The organism is Streptomyces sp. NPDC058469 (genome assembly GCF_042721125.1).
GTDB lineage: Bacteria > Actinomycetota > Actinomycetes > Streptomycetales > Streptomycetaceae > Streptomyces.
This window is the reverse complement of sequence record NZ_JBHXME010000144.1, coordinates 13,610-28,752: the sequence shown is the minus strand read 5'-3', so window position 1 is coordinate 28,752 and position 15,143 is coordinate 13,610. Positions and strand designations below refer to the sequence as shown.

8 protein-coding genes and 1 pseudogene are annotated in these 15,143 nt (G+C 69.6%); 6 read left to right on the top strand and 3 right to left on the bottom strand.

Annotation, left to right across the window (positions count from 1 at the left end; all coding sequences use genetic code 11):
* Nucleotides 1–591, bottom strand: a pseudogene (locus ACFWP5_RS40615) (radical SAM protein); the annotation flags it as partial.
* Nucleotides 592–759: 168 nt separating this feature from the next.
* Between ACFWP5_RS40615 and ACFWP5_RS40610 the strand changes: the two are divergent.
* The 5 genes from ACFWP5_RS40610 (at nt 760) to ACFWP5_RS40590 (ending at nt 8,123) form a co-directional block, all read left to right on the top strand.
* Nucleotides 760–1,203, top strand: coding sequence for an SRPBCC family protein (locus tag ACFWP5_RS40610; protein WP_384168918.1), 444 nt, complete (start codon nt 760–762; stop codon nt 1,201–1,203).
* A gap of 184 nt (nt 1,204–1,387) precedes the next feature.
* On the top strand, nt 1,388–3,778 hold the full coding sequence (locus tag ACFWP5_RS40605) for an MFS transporter (RefSeq protein ID WP_384168916.1): 2,391 nt from the start codon (nt 1,388–1,390) through the stop codon (nt 3,776–3,778).
* 149 nt (nt 3,779–3,927) lie between these two features.
* Nucleotides 3,928–6,390 (top strand): SpoIIE family protein phosphatase, encoded by a 2,463-nt coding sequence (locus ACFWP5_RS40600; RefSeq protein ID WP_384168913.1) that lies wholly within the window; start codon nt 3,928–3,930, stop codon nt 6,388–6,390.
* 162 nt (nt 6,391–6,552) lie between these two features.
* The gene (locus tag ACFWP5_RS40595) at nt 6,553–7,278 is read left to right on the top strand and encodes a class I SAM-dependent methyltransferase (protein WP_384168910.1); all 726 of its coding nucleotides are present in this window, start codon (nt 6,553–6,555) and stop codon (nt 7,276–7,278) included.
* Nucleotides 7,279–7,415: 137 nt separating this feature from the next.
* Entirely contained in the window at nt 7,416–8,123 is a 708-nt protein-coding gene (locus ACFWP5_RS40590) for a TetR family transcriptional regulator (protein WP_384168907.1), read from the top strand.
* A 13-nt stretch (nt 8,124–8,136) separates the two neighbouring features.
* Here ACFWP5_RS40590 and ACFWP5_RS40585 read toward each other — a convergent pair whose 3' ends face one another.
* Entirely contained in the window at nt 8,137–8,949 is an 813-nt protein-coding gene (locus ACFWP5_RS40585) for a thioesterase family protein (RefSeq protein ID WP_384168904.1), read from the bottom strand.
* Nucleotides 8,950–9,219: 270 nt separating this feature from the next.
* Here ACFWP5_RS40585 and ACFWP5_RS40580 point away from each other — a divergent pair, with 270 nt between their 5' ends.
* Nucleotides 9,220–10,572, top strand: coding sequence for a beta-1,3-glucanase family protein (locus tag ACFWP5_RS40580; RefSeq protein WP_384168901.1), 1,353 nt, complete (start codon nt 9,220–9,222; stop codon nt 10,570–10,572).
* A 70-nt stretch (nt 10,573–10,642) separates the two neighbouring features.
* Here ACFWP5_RS40580 and ACFWP5_RS40575 read toward each other — a convergent pair whose 3' ends face one another.
* Entirely contained in the window at nt 10,643–14,923 is a 4,281-nt protein-coding gene (locus ACFWP5_RS40575; protein ID WP_384168898.1) for a discoidin domain-containing protein, read from the bottom strand.
* Between the last annotated feature and the right edge of the window lie 220 nt (nt 14,924–15,143).

Sequence of the window (15,143 nt, the reverse complement as noted above, 5' to 3'; positions counted from 1 at the left end):
GCGCCACAGCGTGGGGTCGGTGAAGCCGACGGAGACGGAGATGCCGACGTCGGTGACCTCGGAGGCCTGCACCAGGAGGTCCAGGTCGCGCAGGATCAGCGTGCCCTTCGTGAGGATCGAGAAGGGGTTCGCGTGGTCGCGCAGGGCGCCCAGGATGCCCGGCATCAGCCGGTAGCGGCCCTCCGCGCGCTGGTAGCAGTCGACGTTCGTGCCCATCGCTATGTGCTCGCCGAGCCAGCGCCGTGAGCCGAGCTGGCGGCGCAGCAGGTCCGGCGCGTTCACCTTGACCACGATCTGCGAGTCGAAGCCGAGGCCCGTGTCGAGGTCCAGATAGCTGTGCGACTTGCGGGCGAAGCAATAGACGCACGCGTGAGAACAGCCTCGGTACGGGTTGACCGTCCACTCGAAGGGCATGCGGGAGGCCCCCGGTACCCGGTTGATGATCGAGCGGGCCCGCACCTCGTGGAAGGTGATCCCGCGGAACTCGGGTGTGTCGAACGTACGGCTGACCACGGCGTCCGCGCCGAACAGCGCGGCGTCGGCCGCCCGGCTGTGACCGCCGGACTCCACGGTGAGGTTCTCCCAGCGCATGACGCCTCCTAAGTAGGCCTGCCCCCCGAGTGAAACACTTGTTCGAATTACTGTGCAAGTGTCATTCCCGATCGCTTCCGATGCCTTGGGGTACCCCGATTTGGGTGGCCGTGGGCGGGGGTGGTTGGCTTGCACCGATCCCGAGAACTCATGTCCTGGAGGAAACCGATGGCGCAGGTCGAGGCGACTACCGAGCGGGTCGTCGCAGCCGACGCGGAGGCTGTCTTCGACGCCCTCGCCGACTACAGCGGCACGCGCGCGAAGGTGCTGCCCGAGCAGTTCAGCGAGTACGAGGTGCGCGAGGGCGGTGACGGCGAGGGCACCCTCGTCCACTGGAAGCTCCAGGCCACCAGCAAGCGCGTCCGCGACTGCCTCCTGGAGGTCAGCGAGCCGACCGACGGCGAACTGGTCGAGAAGGACCGCAACTCCACCATGGTCACCACCTGGCGGGTCACCCCGGCCGGCGAGGGCAAGTCCCGCGTCGTCGTGACCAGCACCTGGAACGGCGCCGGCGGCATCGGCGGCTTCTTCGAGCGGACCTTCGCCCCCAAGGGCCTCGGCCGGATCTACGACCTGGTGCTCGACAGGCTCGCCGCCGAGGTCGAGAAGTAGGTCAGGTGAGGGGAGTGGGCCTCAAAGGGCAACTCCCCAGGGCGCGTTGGCGCCCGCGCCGCACCCCTCACCGGTTCGAGTGGATCTCCGTTCGAGCCGGGCGTACGCCGTAACTCGTCACGCTTGCTCACAGTTGTCGCCTAAAGCGGGAATTGTGCGGCAGGCGCGACGAGGGGAGCGGTACGTGGGCGGGACGACTCTGGTGCAGGACGAGCAGGCCCCGGCACCCCCGGAGACACCCGTCCCCGCGCCCGTCGAGAAGGTCGAACTCGGCCCGCGCCGCGTGCGGTTGGTGTTCCTCGGGCTGATGCTCGCGCTGCTGCTGGCCGCCCTCGACCAGATGATCGTCGCCACCGCGCTCCCGAAGATCGTCGGCGAACTGCACGGCCTGGACAAGATGTCCTGGGCAATCACCGCCTACCTCCTCACCTCCACGGTCGGTCTCCCGGTCTACGGCAAACTCGGCGACCTCCTCGGCCGCAAGAGCGTGTTCCAGTTCGCGATCGGCGTCTTCGTCATCGGCTCCGCGCTCTCGGGCCGCGCCCAGTCCATGGACCAGCTCATCGCGTTCCGCGCGGTCCAGGGCATTGGCGCCGGCGGGCTCATGATCGGTGTGCAGGCGATCATCGCGGACATCGTGCCGCCCCGGGAGCGCGGCCGGTTCATGGGCCTGATCGGCGCCACCTTCGGACTCGCCTCGGTCGCGGGCCCGTTGCTCGGCGGCTACTTCACGGACCACCTCTCCTGGCGGTGGTGCTTCTACATCAACGTGCCCTTCGGCGTGGTGACCTTCGCCGTCGTCACCGTCGTACTGAAACTGCCGAAGCCGACCGCCAGGGCGCGCCTCGACATCCTCGGGGCGCTGCTGCTCGCCGCCGCGTCAACGTGCCTGGTGCTGCTGACCAGTTGGGGCGGTACCGAGTACGCCTGGGGCTCGCACGTCATCCTCGGTCTCGGCGCGGGAGCCGTGGCCGCCGCGGTCCTCTTCCTCGTCGCCGAGCGCTTCGCGCCCGAACCCCTCATCCCGCTGCGGCTGTTCAAGGACGCCGTCTTCAACGTCACCGCCCTCGTGGGTCTGGTGATCGGGGTCGCGCTGTTCGGGGCCGCCAGCTATCTGCCGACCTTCCTGCAGATGGTGGACGGGGCGAGCGCCACCGAGTCCGGGCTCCTGATGCTGCCCATGATGGGCGGCATCGTCGGCGCGTCCATCGTCTCCGGGCAACTCATCAGCCACACCGGCCGCTACAAGATCTACCCTCTCCTCGGCAGCGCCCTCGCCACCCTCGGCATGTGGCTGCTGTCCCGGCTCGAAGTCGACACCTCCCGGCTGCAGTACAGCCTCTGGATGGCCGTCCTCGGCGCCGGCATCGGCATGGTGATGCCCGTCCTCGTCCTCGCGGTGCAGAACTCCGTACGGCCCGCCGACCTCGGCACCGCCACCAGCGCCAACAACTACTTCCGGCAGATCGGCGGCAGCGTCGGCGCCGCCATCTTCGGCACGCTGTTCGCCGACCGGCTCACCGACGCCCTGCGCGAACGCATCCCCCCGCGCGCGGGTGCCGGTCTTCCCGACCCCGAGTCCATCACCCCGCAGCTCGTCCACACACTGCCCCCGGCGCTGCGCGACGGCTACATCCAGGCGTACGCCGACGCCATGCCGCGGATCTTCCTCTACCTGGTGCCGGTGCTCGCCCTCGGCCTGCTCATCGCCTTCTTCCTCAAGGAGAAACCACTGGTGTCCCACAACGCCCCCGCCGAGACGCCCGAGGCCGCGCCCTTCAACTCCCCGATCCCGCAGGCGCGTTCGCCGTACGCCGCCGGAATTCCCGTCTGCGGCACGGTGCAGCACCCCGACGGCACCGTCGTGCCCCGGGCCGCGCTCACCCTCATCGACGTCTCCGGACAGCAGATCGGGCGCGGCGCCAGCGGCGCGGACGGGCGGTACGCGCTGTCGACGCCCGGTTCCGGGTCGTACGTCCTGATCGCGGCGGCCGGCGGGCACCAGCCGCAGGCGGTGTCCGTGACCGTCGGCGAGCGGCCCGTCGAACTCGACGTCGTCCTCGGCGGCGCCGGACGCCTCGCCGGGAGTGTGCTGACCGCGGACGGCACCCCGGTGCGGGACGCCGCCGTGACGCTCACCAACGTGCACGGCGAGGTGGTGGCCAGCACCCGCAGCGGGCGCGAAGGCGGCTATGTCATCAGCGAGTTGGTGGCCGGCGAGTACACCCTCGCCGCCAGCGCGCCCGCGTTCCGCCCGGCCGCGCTGCCCGTCAGCGTCCAGGCGTCCCGCGAGACCCGCCAGGACGTCGAACTCGCCGGCGGCGCCGTGCTGCGCGGCACCGTCAGGGCGAGCGGCGGGCGGCCCGTCGAGGACGCGCGCGTGACGCTCCTCGACGCGGCGGGCAACGTCGTGGACACCCTCACCACCGGACCCGACGGAACGTTCCGGTTCGTCGACCTGTCCTCCGGCGAGTACACGGTGATCGCCGCCGGGTACCCGCCGGTGGCCACCGTGCTCCAAGTGGCGGGCGGGGGACGCACCGAGCGTGATCTCCAGCTCGGCCACGAGGACTGACTCCTGCCCCAGGGGAGCGCGGAGGCGCACGCCGGTGCGAGTGAGTGGAACCAATTCCAGGAATGCCACACATCGCCACCGGCCGCCCCCGTAGCGTGGTCGGTGGCGGCACAGATCTTGCGGAGCCGTGGGGAGAGAGGGCCTGGGCCATGGACCGTGGCACCGAGCGGGAACCGGCTCCCGGCCGCGGGGCCGGGGACGACATGGCGCCGGAACACACCGCGGTCGGCCGCATCCCCTTGGCCGTGATCCTGATCGACCGCGACGGCCTCGTCTCCCATTGGAGCCGCGGCGCCCGACGCCTGTTCGGCGCCACCAGGGAAGAGGCGATCGGCCAGACGGCGGTCGACCTGCTCCCCGTCTCCGGCGCCCTGCCCGACGACGAGGAGACCAGCCCCTACGGCGCGTTCGCCGCCTACGACGGCCTCGGCCCCGACCTGGAGTCCTCCCTCGACGGACGCCTGTCCTACCCGGCAGCGGGCCGCGCCCGCCTCACCGTGCCCGAGCTGGACCGCGTGGACGTCCTGTGGTGGGCGTACCCGCTGATCGGCCCCGGTCAGGAGCGGCTGCTCGTGCTCGCCGCCGACGCGGGCGGACTGCGCCAGGACCTCCCCGAGGGGGACGGCGCCTTCGAGCGCATCGCACCCGGCTTCGCGCATCACACCGACTTCCCCGGCGCCGACGAACTCGCCCGCAGGCTCCCCGAGATCCTGCCCAGCATGAGCGTCGACGAAAGCGCCCGCATCGTCGCGCAGGTCCTCGAACTGGGCTACCCCGTCCTGGAGTTCAGCCAGAACGAGCGGGTGCCGGTGACCCCCGACTGGGGCGTGGCCCGACGCTCCGAGCGCAAGGCGCGCCGCGAGCGGGCCGCCCTCGCGGTCGCCGAAGGCCTGCCCGTGCCCCAGGAGGCCGCGGACGAGGGCGAGGACCTCGAATACGTCGCCGTACGCGAGCGCCTGGAGTTCCTCAACGAGGTCAGCGGACGCATCGGCACCTCGCTCGACCTCGCCCAGACCATCGTCGAGGTGAGCAAGGCCGTCGTACCCAAGTTCACGGACGTCGCCGGCACCTATCTGCGTGAACAGGTCGTCGCCGGAGAGGGGTTCCCGGACGGCGTGCCCGACACCACCACCATGTGGCACCGGGTCGCCCTGGAGCACACCGACGAACCCGGCCGCTGGGACGACGTCGTACCGGTCGGCGAGGCCATGCCGTTCCCGGCGCACACCCCGTTCTTCCAGTGCATGACCACCGGCGAACCCGTCCTCGTGCCGCGCATCAGCGAACAGATGGGGCACATGATCGCCTCGCAGTTCGAGAAGCGCGACATCCGGCCGCTGATCACGGGCCGCTCCATGCTCGTCGTCCCGCTCAAGGCCCGCAACGTCGTCCTCGGCTTCATGATCCTGCTGCGCCACCCGGAGCGCGTCGAGTTCAACGACATGGACCGCGTCACCGGCGCCGAACTCGCCGCCCGCGCGGGCCTCGTGCTCGACAACGCGCGCATGTACACCTACCAGGAGTCCGTCGCCGAGACCCTCCAGGACAGCATGCTGCCGCACATCCCGCCGCGCATGGCGGGCTGCGACATCGCCACCCGCTATCTCCCGGGCACGCTGCTCGGACGGGTCGGCGGCGACTGGTTCGACGCGGTGAAACTGCCCGGCGCCCGCACCGCGCTCGTCGTCGGCGACGTCATGGGCCACGGCCTCAACTCGGCCGCCATGATGGGCCAGTTGCGCACCGCCGTGCAGACCATGGCCGCCATGGACCTCCCGCCCGCCCAACTCCTGCGCAACCTCGACGACTTGGCCCAACGGCTCGGCGACTCGTATCTCGCGACCTGCCTGTACGTGGTCTACGACCCGATCGCGAGCGAACTCCACATAGCCAACGCGGGCCACATCCCGCCGGTGATCGTGCGCGCCGTGGACGGCCGCAGCGAACTGCTCGACCTGCCCACGGGCGCGCCCATCGGCGTCGGCGGAGTGCCCTTCGAAGCGGTACGCGTGCGCGTGCACCCCGGCGACCGGCTCGTGATGTGCACCGACGGGCTCGTCGAGGTGCGCGGCGAGGACATCGGCGTAGGACTCGCGACCCTGAGCGAGTCGGCCGCGCATCCGGCCGCGTCCATGGACGACGCCTGCGACACGATCATCCGTACCCTCAACACGCGCGGCGGCCGCAAGGACGACGTCGCCCTGCTGATGGCCCGCCTCAACGGCATCGAGCCTGACGACGTCGCCGAATGGCGGCTCGCCCTCGACCCGGTCGAGGCCCGTCGGGCCCGCGCGGTGGTCCGCGAACAGCTCCACGAGTGGGGCCTCGCCAAACTCGCCGACAACGCCGCCCTGTTGGCCGGCGAACTGGTCACCAACGCCGTACGGCACTCCCACGGCCGCCGGGCCGAACTGCGCCTGGTGCGCGGCGACACACTGCTGTGCGAGGTGGACGACGACGATCCCACGCTGCCGTCCCTGCTCAGTGTGGGCCCCGACGACGAGTTCGGGCGCGGACTGCACCTGGTCGGCGTCCTCGCCCGCGAATGGGGCGCCAGCCGTACGACCACGGGCAAGACCGTCTGGTTCGAACTCACCTTGCCCCGCCGCTGAAGCAGGCGCGACGGAGGGGGTGCAAGGGGCGCACAACGGCGTACACCGGTCGAATGAGCGGTGAAGGAATGCGCCGTGTGCTTGTGAGCAGGACCGGGGCGCGATAGACCGTACTGGCCCGTCACTTATGGCGGAACGGCCTCGCATCCTGGGGAGTTGGGCATGAGCGTGACCAGTCGGTACCGGGAGGCCTGGGAAGGTTTCTGGCGCGAGGCGCCCGACGGACAAGGAGCCGTGTTCTGGGACGCGGCGGCGGCGCAGACGGTGGGACTCCATCTCGCCCTGTTCGAGCCCAAGTTGCGCGACCCCGGCCTCCAGATGGTGGACCTCGGCTGCGGCAACGGCACCCAGACCCGCTTCCTCGCCGACCGGTTCACCCATGTCGTCGGCGCCGACCTGTCCGCCGCGGCCCTCGACCACGCCCGGCACACCGACCCGGCGGGGCAGGCGGCCTACCGGCTGCTGGACGCCGCCGACAAGACCGAGGTCGAGAGCCTGCACGCCGAACTCGGCGACGCCAACGTCTACATGAGGGGCGTACTGCACCAGGTAGAGCCCGACGACCGGCAGCAGCTGGTCGACGGGATCGCCACGCTGATCGGGGAGCGCGGCCACGCCTTCCTCGTCGAACTCTCCGAGGCCGCCCGCCCGATCCTGGGCGAGCTGGCCCAGGACCCGGCAGGCCCGCCGCCGAAACTCGCCCCGATTCTCCGCCACGGGATCGCCCCCGGCGACGTGGCCGACGACGAGGTACCGGAACTCCTGCGCGCGGCCGGTCTCACCGTCCTCGCGAGCGGCGAACTGCCGCTGATCACCACCGAGTTCACCCCGGACGGCGCGCGCATCGAGCTGCCGTCGAAGTGGGTGATCGCGAGCCGCGCCGTCTGAGGGCGGTGCGTCTCCTGGAGCTCGTCCCCTTGCGCGGTGCCGGTGCCGGTGTGGTGCGATGCCCTGGGCGTGCCACGATCCGGCGCCCGTGCGGGCCCGGGACGGCCCGCACGTCGCCACAGCCAGGGGGAGCAGACATGCCACGACAGCCGGGTCATGGGCCGGGCTTCGAGATCAGACGCCAGAAGATCATCGACACCGCGGCGTCCCTGTTCGCGCAACAGGGCTACGCCGCGACCTCCATCAACGACCTGGGCCGCGCGGTCGGACTCGCCAAAGGCGCCCTGTACTACTACATCGGCTCCAAGGAGAACCTGCTCATCGAGATCCAGTCGCGGGTGCTCGGACCGCTGCTGGCCCGCGCCCAGGAGATCGCCGTCCTCGACGAGGCCCCCCTGCTGCGCCTGCGGCTGCTGTCCGAGTCGCTGCTGACGATCATCTTCCGCAGACTCGACCACATCTGGGTCTACGAGCACGACTACCGCAGCCTCGGCGGCGCGGAGCTGGAGACGGTGCTGCGGCAACGCGCCGACTTCGAGCTGCTGATCACCGGCCTGCTCACGGAGGCCGTCGAGGAGGGGACCTTCCGCGCGGTCGAACTCGACCTGGCCACCCTGCAGTTCGTCAACCTGCACAACCACACCTACCAGTGGGTGCGGCCGGAGGGGCGGTGGGACGCCGCGTTCTTGTCCGGCGAGTACTGCTCGACCCTGTTCCGCGGTTTCGCCGCGTCCGTCGCCGAACTCCCCGACGTCGAGGCGCTGGCCGCCGAGTTCAAGCGCGCCCGGCCCGCACTGCACCTCGACCCCGAGGCGACGTGGGAAGCGGTCTCCGCGGCGAGTTGAGACGCCTCCCACTTCACCCTTGTCGCTCCGGCACGGGCCGCACGGTGAGCATCTGCTGCGCGTGTCCCACCGGGCCGTTGACGTCGTGCAGGACGGTGCTGGTGAGGCCCTGCCCGGTGGGTCCGAAGGTGACCGTCGTGTCCAACCCGGTCCAGTCGCCCTCGGGTTGGCGGTGCAGGTGGACGGTCAGGTCGACGTTCGGATAGATCCAGGCGGTCGGCGGCTGCCGTACGGCGATGCCGTTCGCGGTGTCGACGAGCGCGAGATAGGACGCGAGCGGGCTGCTGGGCTCACCGGCGACGAGGGCGTGCCGGGTGGAGACCCAGGCGGTCGTACGGCCCGGCCGGGGTGGCGCGAGCGGCCGTACGTCCAGGGAGGCGATGTATCCGCCGGGCCACAGCGCGCCCATCTCCCAGGGGGCCAACTGCTCGGGAGGGGTGAGCCGTTCGTCCGCGCCGCCCGCCACGGCGGCGGTGTCGACCGTGGCGAGGAGCCACGCCCGGGCCCGCACCACCGGCCGGTCGGCGACCAGCACCACGGCCTCGACCAGCTCGATCGTGCGGCCGGGGCGGACGACCTCCACCCGGATCTCGCACTCGTCGAGGGCGAGCCGGCCCAGGATGTCGTAACTGATCCGCGCCATCACCAGCCCGTTGTCCGGCCGCGCCGCCAACTGACGCTCGATGGCGTGGACGACGAGCCCGCCGAGCGGGCTGAAGTGCAGCTCGTCCGGGTCCCAGGCGCCGCCCGCGTGAGCGGTGGGCTTGTAGCGGTGCTCGTCGATGCGCTCGTAGTAGCTGTCAGGGGCCGGGGTTCCGGAGTTCAACGGACTTCTCTCCCAAGGCTGTTCTCGCCGTGCGTGCGATGTTCCGGTGACCACTCTGCCATCGTGCGGAAAGGTCCATACCGGACGCGTCAAGTGGTGGAGGAACAGGGACGGTCGGAGCGAGACCTGCGGTCGGATCCTGAACGGATGCTTCGCCATGAGCGCCCGCATCGACGAACGGCTGTGGATTCGGCTTCAGTTGTTGACGGCGGGCAAGGGCGGGACTACAACCCGGGGAGAGCGCTCCCAACCCCGCTGAGGAGACCCCCCATGCAGACGCCCGCCGGCACATCCGTCAGACCTCCGACCGGAGCCCTGCGCTCCCGTACGGCTCTCGGTCTGGTCGTCGTCCTGATCGTCGCCTTCTTCGCCGCCCTGAGCCCCTCACCCGCCCGCGCCGCCGACCAGTTGCTGTCCCAAGGACGGCCCGCCACCGCGTCCTCGACCGAGAACGGGTCCTTCCCCGCGAGCGCGGCCGTCGACGGGAACACCGGCACCCGCTGGTCCTCCGCCTTCGCCGATCCGCAGTGGCTGTCGGTGGACCTCGGCTCCGTCCAGCAGCTCACCCGCGTCTCGCTGAACTGGGAGGCCGCCTACGCCACCGGCTACCAGATCCAGACCTCGACCGACGCGACCACCTGGACCACCGTCTACTCCACCACGACCGCCACCGGCGGCACCCAGAACCTCACCGTCACCGGCAGCGGACGGTACGTCCGGCTCTACGGCACCGCCCGCGCCACCCCATACGGCTACTCCCTCTGGGAGTTCCAGGTCTACGGCCCCGGCAGCACCACCCCGCCCGACGACTTCTGGGGCAGCACCACTGACATCCCCGCGGCGAACAACGCCGTAGAGGTGAAGATCCTCAACCGCACCAACGGCAAGTACCCCGACAGCCAGGTGTATTGGAGCTTCAACGGGCAGACGCACTCCATCGCCGAGCAGCCCTATCTGGACATGCCGGCCAACTCCGCGGGCCGTATGTACTTCTACCTGGGCTCGCCCACCAGCGCCTACTACGACTTCATCGAGTTCACGGTCGGCGCCAACGTCTTCAACGGCAACACCACCCGCGTCGACGCCTTCGGCCTCAAGCTCGCCATGCGCCTGCACAGCAAGGACGGTTACGACACCGAGGTCGGCGAGAACCGGGCGACCTTCGCCGAGGACCGCGCGACCACCTTCCAGCGCTTCACCGACGCGGTGCCGTCCCAGTTCAAGGTGCTGGCCCAGACCCAGGCGCCGTACCGCATCATCGCGCCCGGCAGCGACCCGAGCTTCCGCGCGGGTGGCGCCAACGCCGGCTACTTCACGTCGTACGCCCAGTCGGTGGGCGTGAACGCGGCCACCTCCGACATCTTCGGCTGCGCCGGCTCGCTGGCCGCCGACCCCAACATGTGCGCCGCTCTCAACCGCCATGTGGCGACCCTGCCGGCGTCGCAGCAGTCCGACCCGGCGCAGTTCTACAAGGCGGCGCCCGCCAACTACTACGCCAAGTTCTGGCACGACAACGCCATCAACCAGCTTGCCTACGGCTTCCCCTACGACGATGTCGCGGGCCAGTCCTCCTTCATCTCCCACGCCAGTCCGCAGTGGCTCCTGGTCGCCGTCGGCTGGTAGCACACGCCGAAGCGGGGCCGCCCTTTTCGCAAGGGCGGCCCCGCTCCATGTGGCGCTGTGCCGACGGGAGTTACTGGACGTTGATGGTGAAGGTGCTGGTGGTGTTGCGGATGTCCTGGGCGTTGCCGCTCATCCGCAGGTTGACGAAGGTGGCCGAACCCACGGCGGGTCCCTGACCGGGTTCGGGCAACTCGTTGGCCCAGATGCCCCACCCGGACTTGGCGTCGAACGCGTCTCCGCTCTTCTTGGAGTTGGTGATGGAGATGTCGGTGAAGATGGTGTCCTTCACCGGGAACTGCGCCTGGCCGCCTACGTAGTTGGTCTGGAACATCACGCCTCCGTAGGTGGAGTCGTCGATGTCCACGTCGTTGACCCGGATGCCCTGGAAGACCTTGGAGGCCGAGAACGCCCAGATGGCGGGGAAGACCTGGGAGCCCCAGAAGTGGCCGCCCGTTCTGTCCAGGGAGACGTTCTCGATCGTCGTCGGATCGGTCCCGAAGCCGTTCATCGGGTAGCCGAAGTCCAGGGAGGAGATCGTGATGCCGGAGTAGACCAGGGTGTCGGCGACCCTGATGTTGCGGAAGGTGTTGTTGAAGCCGCCGTAGACCGCGATACCGGCCGCACGCCAGGTGAGCGTCGACGTCAGGTTCTCGTAGAGGTTGTTCTTCTCGTCGGACCCGCCCGCGTCGATCGCCGAGAAGAGCGCGAAGCTGTCGTCGCCAGTGGCCCGGGCGTCGTTGTTGACCACGTGGTTGTCCGTGGAGCCGTTCGTCATGTTGATGCCGTCGGCGAACGTGTCACGGATGCGCGAGTTCTTGATGGTCATGCTGTCGGTGTTGGCGCCCCAGTACATGCACACCATGTGCTCGACCCAGATGTCGTCGATGGTGATGTTGGAGACGTTGGAGAAGTCGAATACCTTGCCCGGTCCGTCGATTCGGGACGTGTAGTTCCCGAAGTAGGCGAAGCCGGTGAACGACGAACCGTTCGCGGTGGCCTCGGCCCGGATGCCGATGTCGGTGTTCTCCTGCGAGGCGGGGGCGTGGAAGCGGGTGAACCACGACCCGGCTCCCACGACCTTGACCGCCTTGCCGTAGACCTGCAGCTTGCTGGAGGTCTCGTAGTCACCGGCGGGCAGATAGACACCGACGAGCTTGCCCGTGGTGTCCATGCGGACCGTGTCGAGCGCGTTCTGCACGTCCTGCTGGGAGAAGCCGGCCGGGACCGCGTAGGAGGCCGGGTCCGGGTTCGGAGTCGCCGTCGCCTGCTCGGTGTTGATGAAGTCGATCGCGTAGGTCGAGGTGTTGGCCGCGTCCTTCTGCAGGCGGATCTTGGCGCCGGCCGGGACGGTCTTGCCGAGCAGCAGGTTCGCCTCGTCGTAGATGTGGCGCTGGGTACCGGAGCTCGGCGAGTTGCCGGGCGCGGTCTCGCTGCCGTACAGCCAGGCGTACTTCGAGGTGAGGTCGATGGCCTTGAGGAACTGGCCGTCGACGTAGACGTCGAGCGTGGTGGTGGTGCCGTCGGGGATGGAGAAGCGGGTGACGAGGGTGTTGGTCGCCGCGCGGGTGGTCCATTCGACGTACTGGCCGGTCGAGTTGAGGGTCACCGCCTTGCGGCCGCTCGCCTCCCCGGCGATGTCGCCGATGGTGCGGTTCGGACCGACGACCTTGGCGCCACCGCCGACCGTGCCGTCCTCGGCTTCGTACATGTCGTACGGCATGTCGGCGCCGCGGCCGACGAACAGGGGTTGTGTGGTGGTGTTGTTGGTCCGCTTGACCGGCAGTTCGTTGGCGTCGTCGGCGATGACCGTCTTGACGGTGAACTTGCCGTTGACGGCCGTCCATGAGCCGAGGCTGACGGGTGCGGTCGTCTGGCCGGCGGCGATGGTGCCGCTGTAGGAGCCGGTGAGAGTCTTGACGGTGGCGCCGCCCGCGTCCAGGACCGTCAGCGTGACGCCGTGGGCGCCGGAGGCCGAGCCGACCGTCCCCTGGTTCTTGATCGCCACGGTGAACGTGACGTTGTCGCCCGCCGAGGCGCTGGACGGGGTCCAGGCGACCGGTGCGGCGACCAGGTCGGAGCTGGAGACCGGCTTGACGACGAGGGCGTCGGAGGCGGTGAAGACGTTGTTCGCCTCGTTCTGCTCGATGACCTTGTTCGACGGGTCCACCTCGGCGCCGAGCGGGTAACTGCCCGCGTCCCGGGTGCCGATGCTCGCGGTGACCGTCGTCGACGCGCCGACCGCGAGGGCCGGGACGTCCGCCGTGGCTGCCTTCGTGCCGCCGAGCGTGAAGTTCAGGTCGGTGGCCTTGGACGCCTTGCTGCCGCTGTTCGTGACGGTCGCCGTCAGGCTGATGGCGTCCGACTCGACCGGGGCCGCGGGCGTGTGGGTGATGCCGGTGACCTTGAGGTCCGGATTGGCGGCCGGGGTGCCGATCACCTGGAACTCGGCGACCTGAGCGCCGGGAGCACCGGTGTTGGAGGCGAACTTGAGCTGGATGTCGGCCGCGGCGCCGGAGACCGGAATGGTCACCGTGTTGCCGCTCGACGGGTTGAACGTGTAGTCCTTCGCGGCCACGAGACTCGCGAACGCGGTCGCGTCCTGGTCGCGTCCGAGCACCTGGATGTTCTGCGTGCGCGTCGACCACGCGGCATCCGGGTTGAGCTTGACGACGACCTGACTGAGGTCGGCGTTGGCGCCCAGCTTGGTGGTGAGGGTGGCCGGGTAGGCACCGCCCCCGCTCTCCCAATAGGTGCTGACCTGACCGTCGTTGGCGTTCGCGGCGACATAGGTGAAGGTGTACGACGAGGCCTCGATGGGCTTGCCCTGGGCGAGGTCGGAGCCGGCACCGTTACCGGCCCGCGTGACGCTGTTGCTCGCCACCGACACGTTCCCGGCGGCGTCCTTGGCCTTCACGTAGTAGGTGACCGTGGCCGTCGCCGACGGGGTGTCGGTGTACGAAGTCACGTCACCCGCGACGGACTTCACGACCTGGTCGTTGGCGTAGATGTCGTAGCCGGTGACCTGGACGTTGTCGTTCGACGCCTGCCAGGTGAGCTTCACGTCGCTGCCCGACTGCGTGTAGGCGAGGTTGCCCGGCGCGGCGGGCGCCTGGGTGTCGCCGGTCGATCCCTTGCGGGTGACGCTGTTGCTGTTGGCGGACACGTTGCCCGCCGCGTCCTTGGCCCGCACGAAGTACGTGATGTCACTGCCGGCCGGCTGCGTGTCGGTGTACGTCAGGACGTTCCCGTCGACGCTCGACCTCAACTGCCCATTGGCGTATACGTCGTAGCCGGTCACGGCCGTGTCGTCGGTGGCCGCGCTCCAGTTCAGCTTGATCTGCCCGGTGGCCGGTTCGGTGTAGCTCAGGTTGGTCGGCGCGGTGGGCGCCTGCGTGTCACCGGTGACCGGTCCGTAGACCTCCAGCTCGGACACCTGCCCGGCGGGCCAGCCGGTGTTCGCCGTGATCAGCACGCGCACGTACCGCGTGGTGACCGTGTCGAGGGCGATGGTCGTCGAACGGTCGGTGGAACTGTCGAAGGCGTACGCCTTCGATGCCGTCAGGTCGGTGAAGTTCTGGTTGTCCGTCGAGCCCTGGATCTTGAGCGTCTGGCTACGGCTCGGCCAGCTGCTCGGCAGCCGCAACGTCACCTGGTTGATCTTGACCGACGCGCCGAGGTCGACCTGGAGCCACTGCGGGAAGGCGTTGTTCGTGCTCTCCCAGTAGGTGTCGCGGTTGCCGTCACCGGCGTTGGCCGCGCCGTACACATCGGCGTGCCCGCTCTCACTGAAGGGCTTGCCCTGGGCGAGGTTGGGGGTCGACGCGGTGGTCGTGAGGACCTGCATCTCGGCCAACTGGCCGGTGCCGGTGACCGAGTTGGCGCTGAAGTCGGCCCGTACGTACCGGGCGAGGGTCGCGGGCAGCGAGATCTTCACGGTGTTGTCGTCGCCGGGGCTGAAGACGTACTGCGCCGAGGACTTGAGCGTCGCGAAGCTCTTGCCGTCGGCGCTGCCCTGAAGCGCCAGCGTCTGCTTGCGGGTCTGCCAGCCCTCGGGCAGCCGCAGCACGACCTGCCGGACGCGCTTGCTCTTTCCGAGGTCGGTCTGCACCCACTGGGCCGACTTCTTCCCGGCCTGCCAGTAGGTGTCGGTGTCGCCGTCGGTGATGTTGGTCGCCTTGTGCGCGCCGCGGGTGCTGCCCGCGGTGGTCCTGGCATCCGCGGCGACGTTGGGACCGCCGGCCGCGTGCGCGCCGACGGCGGGCAGGCCCAGCACCATGACGGCGGAGGCGAGCGCGGCGATCGCCGCGCGCCGCCTGGGAGATCTCTGCTTGTGTCGCGTCAGTCGAGTCATACGGGGTCACTTCCTGCGGAGGCTCGCGCGCCGGTGGGGCGGCGAGGGCGGCTCGTTCCTGGCGGAGGGAGTGGTGCAGGAGCAGAAAGGTGCGAGGTGACGAGGTGCATGCTGCCCCTGAGAGGCAGCTTTTTGCGTTGTTTCATCGAAATATTGCAGAGCGACGTGAGCGGGTCTACAGCTGGAACAGCGCAATATTCACCAGAAGCGCTCATCGTCC